The sequence below is a fragment of the Plantibacter sp. lyk4-40-MEA-4 genome (assembly GCF_030209415.1).
Lineage (GTDB): Bacteria > Actinomycetota > Actinomycetes > Actinomycetales > Microbacteriaceae > Plantibacter > Plantibacter flavus_A.
The window spans coordinates 277,590-288,571 of the sequence record NZ_JARVSA010000003.1 but is presented as its reverse complement, the minus strand read 5'-3'; the positions used below and the strand labels follow the sequence as shown (position 1 = coordinate 288,571).

Annotated in this window: 4 protein-coding genes; 2 read left to right on the top strand and 2 right to left on the bottom strand. The window is 72.1% G+C overall.

The features are described 5' to 3' along the window. Positions 1-22: 22 nt before the first annotated feature. Positions 23-1,381 carry an extracellular solute-binding protein gene (locus tag QRN44_RS06570; protein WP_285038627.1) on the bottom strand — a complete coding sequence of 453 codons (1,359 nt, stop codon included), beginning with the start codon at positions 1,379-1,381 and terminating at the stop codon, positions 23-25. A 217-nt stretch (positions 1,382-1,598) separates the two neighbouring features. Between QRN44_RS06570 and QRN44_RS06565 the strand changes: the two genes are divergently transcribed. Both QRN44_RS06565 and QRN44_RS06560 read left to right on the top strand, forming a co-directional pair. Further along, positions 1,599-5,057 (top strand): sugar-binding protein, encoded by a 3,459-nt coding sequence (locus tag QRN44_RS06565; RefSeq protein WP_285038626.1) that lies wholly within the window; start codon positions 1,599-1,601, stop codon positions 5,055-5,057. Then, positions 5,054-7,858, top strand: a complete 2,805-nt coding sequence (locus QRN44_RS06560; protein WP_285038625.1) for an alpha-L-rhamnosidase — start codon at positions 5,054-5,056, stop codon at positions 7,856-7,858. Before QRN44_RS06565 ends, QRN44_RS06560 begins: the two co-directional genes overlap by 4 nt. A gap of 219 nt (positions 7,859-8,077) precedes the next feature. On the opposite strand, the gene QRN44_RS06555 is transcribed toward QRN44_RS06560, so the two are convergent. Next, a complete protein-coding gene (locus QRN44_RS06555; RefSeq protein ID WP_285038624.1) occupies positions 8,078-10,957 on the bottom strand; it encodes a DUF2207 domain-containing protein in 2,880 nt (959 codons plus the stop codon). Positions 10,958-10,982: the final 25 nt, after the last annotated feature.

Genomic DNA, 10,982 nt, shown 5'->3' with positions numbered 1-10,982 from the left:
CGTGGCCCGCCCCGGAGGGTCGTCAGCGCGTCAGTCGGCCCTGGACGTCGGTGCTCGCCTGCGAGAGCAGGCTGTCGATGTCTGCGTTCCGGTCCGTCAGCACGGTCTGGATGACGGTGTCGAGGGCGCCGTAGACCTCTTGCGCGTTGTTGACGGGCTCGGCGACGACCGGGATCTCCGCCGAGGCGTCGAGGTAGGGCGTGAAGTTGGCCGACGGCACGTTGATGTAGTCGGCGATCCAGTCGAAGTAGGTGTCGTACGCGTCCTCGTTCACCACCGCGAGGCCGGGGAGGCCGGTGACGGACCCTGCCTCGTTCGAGGCTTTGGCGTCGGCGACGGCGGTGTCCTGGTCGAAGTAGCGCTGCAGATAGAGGAAGCTGATCCACTTCACCGCGGCGGTACGCTCGGCGTCGGTCGCGTTCGGGTTGACGATCTGGACACTGCCGCCGGAGAGGGTGCCGTTCGACCCGCCGTCCTGCGGCATCCCACCGATGCCGAAGTCCTCGGCCGGGAGCTTGAGGTTCTGCACGACGCCGTAGTAGCGGTCGCTGGCACCGATCATCATGCCGATCTTGCCCGCGGCGAAGTCCTGGCCCTGCGAGTCGGCGTCGTACAGGGTGTTCGCGGGCAGGGTGCCGTCCTCGAACTGCATGGTCTGCAGGAGGGCGAGCGCATCGGCCGAGGGCGTGTCGTCGAAGGTGGCCTTCGTGCCGTCCGCGTTCTCGACGGTCCCGCCGAAGGAGTAGGTCATCCCGGTGAACTGCCACCCGCCCGTGTTGGCGGTGGTGAGGACCGAGAAGCCGGCGGCGCCGGTCTTCGCGGTGATCTGCTGCGCGGCCGTGCGGACCTCGTCCCAGGTGGTCGGCGGTGCGTCGGGGTCGAGTCCGGCCGCGGTGAACAGGGCGCGGTTGTACACGAGGCCGAAGGAGTAGGCGTTCGTGGGGACGCCGTAGGCCTTGCCGTCGGCATCGGAGGCGAGTTTCAGGATCGCCGGGTTCAGCGAGTCGAGCAGGCCCTCGGACTTCAGGGTGTCGGTGAGGTCGGCAGCCTGGCCGCGCTTGATGAGCCCCTGGGGTTCGGTGAGGGGGACACTCAGGACGTCCGGGAGGCTGCCGCCGGCCGCGAGGGCCTGGAAGGTCGTCGGGTCGTAAGCGGTCTCGACCGCCTTCACGTCGATGTCGGGGTTGGCCTCCTCGAACGCCGAGACGCGTTCGTCGAAGTACTTGCGATCCTCGGGGCGGTCCGCCGACGGGCGGTCGCCGACCTCGATGGTGGTCTTGCCGTCGGCCGATTCCGACGATTGCGGCGAACAGCCCGCCGCTGCGACGGCGATGCCGCCGATCACCAGCACAGCCGCTGCTACGCGGATGCGTCCAGTCATGTGAACTCCTTCGTTCGATGCTCGGATGAGAGGAAAAGCGATTGCTCTACGGATGTCTAGCAGGTTCGACGGTGGTTCGTCAAAGCGGACTTCCACCACGATCGTGCTCAATCGCTGCTGCGAAGAGATGCTTGACAGTGGGCCCGATGGTTCGGCAGGCTTCGTCAGGAAAACCGCTTTCCCCGTCGGACGGGGCACGCTCAACGAGGAGACAGTGATGACCGAACGAACACGACGCCCGTCGCACCCGCGGCGGCTCGCGGCAGCAACGCTGGGGGTCCTCCTCGCGGTCGGCGCCCTGGCGCAACCGACCGCGGCAGTGGCGCAGGAGACGACGATCCCCGTCGAGGATCTCGTGGGCTGGTCGGGTGTCGCGTTCGACGGGACGTCGGTCGCGCCGAGTGCTCCGCGCATCGCCGCCGACGGCCACACGGGTGCGGGCGCCGTCGAGGTCCTCCTGGACACCGGAGCGCGCACGGTGGACGGCTGGGAGATGGCCGTCCGTTCGCTGGACGACGCTCCGCTGGACGCGGTGTCGTTCTGGGTCCGCGCGGAGAACGTGACCACCGTCGGTGTCCAGCTCGTGGACGCGACCGGGCAGACGCACCAGAGCTTCCTCCCGGTCCCCGCGTCCGACGGGTGGCAGGAGCTCACCCTGCAATCGCCCGTGACCGACCCGAGTCACAGCGCCTGGGGCGGCGCTGGTGACGGGATCTGGCACGGCCCGGCGCGGCAGGTCGGCTTCGTCGTCAACGGGTGGGCTCGGGCGGACACAGCCCAGCCGACCGCCCGCCTGCTCGTCGACGACCTCACCGTCCGGGCCGCGGACGCCCCCTCCGGGTTCGCCCTGACCCCGGGGACGCTCGGCAACCTGTTCACCGAGGGCGATCCGCTCGCCTTTCCCTACACGACCGGTGCCGACACGGTGCGCTGGACCGTCACGGACGGGGACGGACGCGTGGTCGACGAAGGCGAGGAGGACGCCGACGGTGCGCTGGACCTCACCGCACCCGGTCGTGGATGGTTCTCGCTGTCCGTCGAAGGCCTCGCCGCCGGCGAGTCGGTGGGTTCCGCCACCACGACGTTCGCGGTCCTCGCCGAGACCGACGTCGCCGCCACGGCGACCGGGCGGTACGGTGCAGCCACCCACTATGGCCAGGGCTGGGACCCGGCCTCGATGGGCGCCCTCGCGGTCGGCGGTGTCGCGCAGTTCCGCGACGAGGTGTACTGGAGCGAGGTCGAGACGACCCCAGGTGTCTACGACTGGTCGCGCCCGCGAGCCGAGTTCCTCGATGCCGCACGCGATTCCGGCGTCAAACCGCTCCTCCTCGCCGGCTACGGCAACCCGCTCTACGACGGTGGCAACGGGCCGGTGAGCGACGAAGCCGTGTCCGCGTACGCCGCGTACGCGGCGGCGATGGCCGACGAGTTCGGCGACATGTCGACGGGCCTCGAGATCTGGAACGAGTGGGACCTCGGTCTCGGTGGCAACACCAACGTCGCCCCGGAGCATTACGTCGACCTCCTCGCCGCGGCGTCCCCCGCCGTGAAGGCGGTCGCCCCCGAGCTGCCGGTCATCGGTCCCGCGGTCGCGAACCTCAACACCGACTGGCTCGAACAGACGTTCCGTCTCGGAGCGCTGCAATACCTGGACGGCATCGTCCTGCACCCCTACAGCTACCCGGTCGGGGCCGAGGCGCTCGACGAGACCCTCAGCCGTGTCGACGCGCTGGTCCGGCAGTACAACGGCGGCGAGTCCATCCCCCTGTGGGTGACCGAGCTCGGCTGGCCGACCGGCACGAACGCCCGAGCCGTCTCCGAGTCGTCGCAGGCGGCCGACATCGCCAAGTCGGCGGTCATCACGGCTATGCACGACGTGCAGCGGACCTTCATCTACGACCTCGTCAACGACGGTGTGGACGCGCAGGAGACCGAGGAGAACTTCGGCCTGCTGCACCACCCGCAGGACCCGCTGGGCGCGTTCACCCCGAAGCCGGCGTTCGTCTCCTACTCCACGGCGGCCGGGCTACTGCTGGACGCGACGGCCACGGGACGGGACACCTCCGTCGCCGATCTCTGGAACGTCTCCTTCGACACGCCCGATGGTCCACTGCGTGCGCTCTGGTCGACCTCGGACCGGGCGGTCACCCTCGGGTTGCGCGGGGAGGTCGTGATCACGGACCTGTACGGCGCGTCGCGCACCGTCGCGGCCGGCGACGGCACGAGCATCCTGCTCGAACTGGGCGAGGGCCCGGTGTACGTCCAGGGCGAGGTGGCCGGTGTGACCGCGTCGGAGACCGCGCTGACGCTCGACCCCGCGTACCTCGGGCAGGCGGTCACCGCGAGGTGGACCATGGACAACCGTGCGGGTACCGCCGACCGTACGTTCGTGCTCCGCTTCGACGACGGCCAGGAGGCGTCGCAGACGGTCGCCGCCGGGACCACCGGAACCGTCGTCGTCGAGCTGCCACCGGCGAGCGTGCTCGGCGAGCTGTTCGTCGAGGCCACCCTCCTCGAAGACGACGTCGAGCTCGGGCGCCTCACGGCACGCACCACTGTCGGGGAACCCGTCACGCTCGTCGGCGATCAGGTCGCCCTGGCCGACGGCGGCAGCGCACTCCGCCTGACCGTGGGCAACGCCTCGGCCGAGCCGGTCACGATCGACCGACTGACCGTCGACCTCGGCGGTTCCACGCAGACGTTCCTCGACGGGGTGACGGTCGCGGCACACGAGTCGGCGACCGCCGACCTCCCGCTCACCGGTCTCGCCGGTCGCGCGGACTGGAGCGCCGTGGCGCTCGTGGGCGGGCGCGAACTGAGGGCGTCGGGTGTCGTCGTGCCCGTCGACCTCGGCGCCGCGGTCGACGCCGCGCACCGCACGATCGAGGTGGACGGCGTGCTCGACGACCTCGACGACCTCACGCCGATCGTGCCGGTGGCCACCGGACGCGCCGCGGACGACCAGTCCGCGCGGGCCTGGTACACCTGGGACGAGGACGACCTCTTCCTCTCCGTCGAGGTGACCGACGACGTCCACGACCAGCCGGCGGCCGGCGCGAACATCTGGCAGGGCGACTCGGTGCAGTTCACGGTCGCAGCGGGTGCCCCGGGATCGGCCACCGGATGGCATGAACTCGGAATGGCGCTGACCCCGGCCGGGCCCCAGCTGTACCGGTGGCTCGCGGTGGGCGAGGGTCCCGGGACGGTCGCGGGAGCGCGGGTCGCCGTCGAACGGGACGACGCCGCCGCGACGACCGTGTACGAGGTGGCGGTGCCCTGGGTGCGGCTCACCGGTGTCCGTCCGGACGCGGCACTGCTGAGCAGTGCCTTCATCGTGAACGAGGCCGACGGAGAGGGGCGCGACGGGTACCTCGCTTGGGGCGGTGGCATCGCGGCCGAGAAGGACTCCGCGCAGTTCCTGCCCGTGCGGCTCCTGCCGGCGGCCGGTACCGGTGGTGGCACGGATCCGGGCACCGAGCCCGGGACGGGCACGGGTACCGGCACCTCGGGTGGCTTCGACGGAGGAGCCGCGTCGACGGCCCAGTCCGGGACGCGCGGTCTCGCCGGCACCGGAGTCGACGGCACGGCGATACTCGCGATGCTCGGACTCGGGGCGCTCGCCGCCGGGGCGCTCGTCGTCGCGCGTGGCCGACGCGCGAGTGGCCACCGACCGTGACCGACGGCACGCCTCGCCGTCCTGTCGTCACCGGCCTGCGGGTCGGTCGACGGCGGGACGTCGCCGTCGCTGCGGTCCCCGATCCGCCTCTCTCGTGGACGGTGGAGGCCGAGCCCGGTTGGGTCGGCGCCCGCGCCGTCGTACGCCTCGACGGTGTCGAGGAGCGCGAGCTCGGCCCCCACGGGGTGCTCGAGCCCTGGCCGTTCGCACCGCTGGCGCCCGGTTCGGAGCATCGGCTCGAGGTCCGTGTCGACGGCGTCGACGGCACCGCGTCGGAGTGGAGTCCGCCGCTCCGCTTCGTCACCCGTTTCCTCGACGCGCCTTGGTCCGAGCCGTTCCTCGCCCACCCCGCCCCGACGCGGGAGGCCGAGCCGTTCGTCCTGCGGCGGGTCGTGACCGTCCCCGCCGACCTCGTGTCAGCGACGCTGTGGAGCACCTCGCACGGCGTCCACCAGGTCTCCATCAACGGCGTCGACGTCGACGACCATGTCCTCAAGCCCGGTTGGACGAGCTACCGGGATCGGCTCACGGTCACCGGAACCGAGGTCGGCGCGCTGCTCACCCCGGGGGCGGAGGACGTCGTGACCGTCAGGGTCGCCGGCGGTTGGTTCACCGAACGCTACGGCTTCGGCGAGACCGCTCGCCGACACTACGGGGAGCAGCCGGCGGTCTCCCTCCGACTCGAGCTGCGGTGCGCGGACGGTCGGACGGTCCGGGTGGGAGGCGACGGGGCGTGGCTCGTCGACCCTGCACCCGCCCTCGTCGAGAGCGGGCTCTACGCCGGGGAGACCTGGGATCTCCGTCTGGAGGTCGACGGTCGGGGTGACGGGTCCGAGCCGTGGCTCGCCGCGGCGGTGCACCCGTTCCCCGCCGACGTCCAGGTGCAGGCCGCCGACGTCGAGCCGGTGCGCGTCGTCGACGACCGAGCTCCCGTGGCCGTGTGGCCGAACCCCGACGGCACGGGGACGATCATCGACTTCGGTCAGAACCTGGTCGGTCGGCTCCGGCTCCGCCTGGACGCACCGGCGGGGACCGAGGTGATCCTCCGGCACGCCGAACTGCTCCAGGACGGTGAGCTGTACACCCGGTCGTTGCGTGCCGCGTCGGCGACCGACCGGTTCGTCGCCGACGGCCGAGGCCCGCGCTGGGTCGAGCCGGAGTTCACCTTCCACGGCTTCCGCTATGCGGAGGTGCGTGGCGTGCCTGAGTCGGTCGGAGCCGACGACGTCCGCGCCGTCGTCCTCCAGTCCGCGCTGCGCCGCACCGGCTGGTTCTCGTCCTCCGACCCGATGCTCGACCGCCTCCACGAGAACGTCGTGTGGAGCGTCCGCGGCAACACGCTCGCGATCCCGACCGATTGCCCGCAGCGGGACGAACGGCTCGGCTGGACGGGCGACGCGCAGGTCTTCTCGGCCGCCGCGGCGTCGCTGTTCGACGTCGACGCCTGCTTCGCGTCCTGGCTCGACGATCTCGCCCTGGAACAGCGTGCGGCCGGCGGGGTCGTCCCGACCGTCGTGCCGAACCCGCTCGGCTCGTTCAGCGAGGTCGCCGCAGCGGGCTGGGGTGACGCGGTGACCATGGTGCCGGACGTGCTCCGCGACCGGTACGGCGATCTGGCGGTGGTGCGCCGCCACGCCGCATCCATGCTCGCTTGGGTCGAGGCGTGTGCCGAGCGCGCCGACCCCTCCGGGCTGTGGGAGCGGGGCTTCCAGTACGGCGACTGGCTGGACCCGACGGTGAGCCGTCCGGACAAGGCGCGTACCGATCCCGGCCTCGTCGCCACCGCGTTCCACGTCCATTCCGCGCGCCTCGCGGGAGCCGCGCTCGAGGCGGCCGGGGACCACCGTTGCGCGGAACGGGCGCGGACACTCGCCGAGCAGACGAGCCGGGCCTTCCGCGACGCCTATCTCACCCCCGCCGGCCGGCTGATGTCCGACACCCCGACCGCCTACGCCCTCATCCTGGCGTTCGACCTGGCCCCGGTAGGGCGCCGGACCGACCTCGCCGAACGACTCGCCGCCCTGCTCCGTGCCGGCGGACACCACCTCGCCACCGGGTTCCTCGGGACGCCGTTCGTGCTCGACGCGCTCCTCGACCACGGCCAGGAACGGGCCGCCGAGCGCCTGCTGTTCCAGACCGCCTGCCCGTCGTGGCTGTATCCGGTGACCCAGGGCGCGACGACGGTGTGGGAACGGCCCGACGCCATCCGGCCGGACGGTTCGGTGCATCCCTCCGGGATGGTGTCCCTCAACCACTGCGCGTTCGGTGCCGTGGCCGACGTGCTGCACCGCCGCATCGGGGGCCTCGCGCCCGCCGCGCCCGGGTACCGGCGGATCCTCGTGCGACCGTGGTTCCCGGAAGCCCTCCGGCACGCGTCCGTCGTGCACGAGACCCCGTTCGGCCGCGCGGCGGTCGCCTGGGAACGCGTGCCGGACGGCGTGACGGTGTGCGCGACGGTCCCGACCGGGAGCAGCGCCGAGGTCCGCCTTCCCGACCGGCCCGTGTTCGAGGTCGCCTCAGGGACGCATCGATGGACCGTCCTGCTCCCGACCGGCGAACGGCCCGTCGCCCTGGGGGTCGACGACGACCTGGCGCGACTCATCGACCACCGCGGCGTGGGCGCGCTCGTCTCGGCGGTCCTGCGGGAGGCCGAACCGGCGCTCGCCGAGGAATTCGACGCCTACATCCGCTGGGTGCCGGGACGGACGCTGCGTGCCGAGCTCGCGGCGGTCGCGGCGCCCCCGGAGGTGGTCGCGCGCATCGACGAGGGACTCTCCTCCCTCGCCGTGCCCCCGCGCTGAGTCCCCGTGCCTTCGGCCAGCGCGGTGCGCTGGCGTGGGCGCGGGTGTGTGGGCGTGGGCGCGGGTCGTGTGCGTGAGCGCGGGTCTCCGGAGGGGCGCGCTCGCGCGTGTAGGGCGCGGTGGCGCCGGTTGGGGTGTGCTCGCGTCAGCGCGGTGCGCTGACGTGAAGGCGAGTGTGTGGGGGTGAGCGCACCGCGCTGGCGTCAGGGGGAGAGGGAGTCAGCGGCGGCTTCGGAATCGTCGGGCGACGAACCAGCAGACGAGCATCGACAGGACACCTGCGCCGAGCGCAGCGAGGAGGAGCCCACCGAACGGATCGTCGGCGGGGATGCCGTTCAGCATCCAGACGCCCATCACCAGGGCGGCGATCATGGCGGACGGGGCAAGCCAGCGCACCGCGTCACGCGCCGTGCCAGGCGTGCCCTCGATGCCTCGACTGCGGCGCCGCACCGCGCCGGCGACGCCCAGCACCGCGCCGAGGACTGCGAGCACCGACAGCGCGATCGCCACGAGCCCCGGCCACTGCACCGCCAGCCGAGCGGTCATCGGCGCTCCAGCATCGACGCCCGCAACCGTCCCGGCCGGGAGGTCGAGGACGACACCGAGGTCGTCACTCCGGACGTCGAGCGGCCATCGACCGTCGCTGTCAGGCTCGAGCTCGACGGTCGCCGTCGCCCGGCCGGTGTCGCCCGGGTCAGCCGACGGCAGCCACGTCCCGGCATCCGTGGGGGTCCACCCGGCGTCGACGGCGTCGTCGAGGAGCTCGCGGTCGGCGCTGAAGGACAGTCGGAACGGGCCTTGCCGCACGTCCTCGTCCCAGGCGACGCCGCTCGTCCAGCCATCGAGGAGCGCGACCCAGTTGACCCGGTCGACGTCGTGGCCGTCGACGGTCGCGGCGACGGCCGGCCTCCTGGACGTCGTCTCGATCACGACGTCGTGCAGACCGGTGCGCACGTCCTCGAAGGTCGTCCGGAGCAGCAGCCGACCGTCCTCGAGTTCCGTCGTGAACGGCGCGTCCTCGCCGTCGATCGTCACGCCGTCGACCGTGAGGCCCAGGTCCTGACCGTCGACGACCGCGGGCCACTCGCGCACCACCTGACCGGGCACCGCACCCTCGTCGGAGAAGTCCACGCCGAGGCGTTCGGTGACGCGCAGTCGCGCACCGTCACCGTCGGTCCGCGTGAGCTCCGCGTCGAAGTCGGCCGTCGCGATCGTCGTGAGGGTCGATCCGGGGATGTCGCCCGTGTAGGAACGGGGTGTCTCGGGCTCCAGAGACGGCGCCGGGAGGACGCTCACCGCGACGATCGCGCCGACGACGAGGAGCACGGCGAGCACCCGGACGGCGATCCGTGGCGCGGTCAGGAAGCCCGTTCTCGACCCGTCGGCGCGTGAGGCGAGATCGGCAGCGGCCGCCGGCATCGTGATCTCCGGGGCGATCAGGGCCGCAACCCGCCTGCCGGTCGTCCGAGGTGGAGCGCCGAGCACGGCGTAGGGCAGGAGCCTGTCGCGCAGGCTGGCGCGATCGAGCAGCTGCGTCCGCTCGGCGAACACGCGAATGCCGAGCAGGTGCTGCTTGAGGAGCGCCCCCTTGCGGGTGAGCGGCCGGGCGGTCAGGGCGATCGCGAGCACGATGACGGCGAAGACGGTCGAGAGGACGACGAAGGCGAGCGGCCACCACACCACTGCGAGCACGGCCTGGTGGGAGAGCTGCCGGACGATGCCCCACTGGAAGATGGTCAGCGCGATCGGTGCGGCGATGAACCAGTCGCGGACGAAGCCCGTCGGCACACGACGCAGGCCCTCGCGCACCTGTCCGGCGCGTTCCGGCCCGCTGAGGTACCGACGCAGGGCCCGCGGTCGGTCGCCCAGACGGCCGGCCCGCTTGGCGGCACCCGCCGCCGCGACGAGACGCGCCTGTCGCTTCGCCTGCTGCTTCGTGCCGCTGATCGCGGCGTCCTTGAGCCGTTCGGCGAGCTCCATCGTCGCGGGTGACCGGAGGAGATGCGCCGCGGTGCGGGGCGAGACGCCGTCCGGCGGTTCCGACTGCGCGAGGTACCACGGACGTCCGCGGGCATCACCCCACGCGACCGCACGGGCCGCGAACGACAGCAGGAGCGTCGCCGCGAGGACGAGCATCGGCAGGACAGGCCCGAAGGTCTGGACCCAGAAGATCCAGGACTGCGGTGGCATCGTGATCGAGCCCTCCTCGAACGGCATGGAGAAGCGCGCCTGCGCATGCGGCGGGGCCGCGTCGTCGCTCGTGAAGGCGTAGGCCACCTCGCCGGGTGGGGCGTCCGGCTCCGGGGTCAGCCACTGCCCGGCGCCCACGAGGGTCCACGCGAGCGAGCCTCGGGGCTGCCGGACGAGACGGTCGTCGAGTTCCTGCGGGATGGTCACTCGGACGTCGAGCTTCGCCACGGCCTGCTGCAGATCGGGGCCGAACACGTCCCAGCGAAGGAGGTCGACCGGTCGCCCGGTCGCCGGATCGGTGTCGACGTACGCGAGATCGGAGAGCTGGTACCGGATGACGAGTTCGTGGTCGCCCGTGAGCTGCTCGCCGGGGTCGACGACGAGGCGGAGGAAGACCGCGGCGCGTTCCCTGCGAACGTCCTGCTCCACGCCGTCCAGCGTCACCGAGATCATGGACGGGTCGAGGGCGTGCCCTTGGTACTCGGTGGCGAGCACCCGCTCGATGGTGCGGTCGTCGAGGTCCGTCGGGAAGAACGCATCGATGCGCTCCTCGACCTCCGTGACGAGCCGGCCGTCGTCGTCCATCGTGACGCGGTAGTCGGCCGCGAAGGAACGGGCGATCCAGGTGTCGGTGACGTCGGACGCCTCGTCGGTGAGGTCGTCGAGGGTGAGGGGCGGGTTGATGACCGGGCCGACCAGGAGGATGATCCCGCCGATGGCGACGAGCCCCCAGAGCTGCCACAGTCCGCTGCGGAGGCGGGAGCCGCCACGGGACTGCAACCACTGCTCGACGCGCAACAGCCAGGCGGACAGGACGACCCACAGCGGCGTGTGCCGCGGAGCGGGGTCCGGGATGCGGGTGTCCGGTTCGACGACGTCTGTTCCGCTCGCCCCGTCCGAACCGATCACGTCGTCGAGTGTAATCGCGGGACGT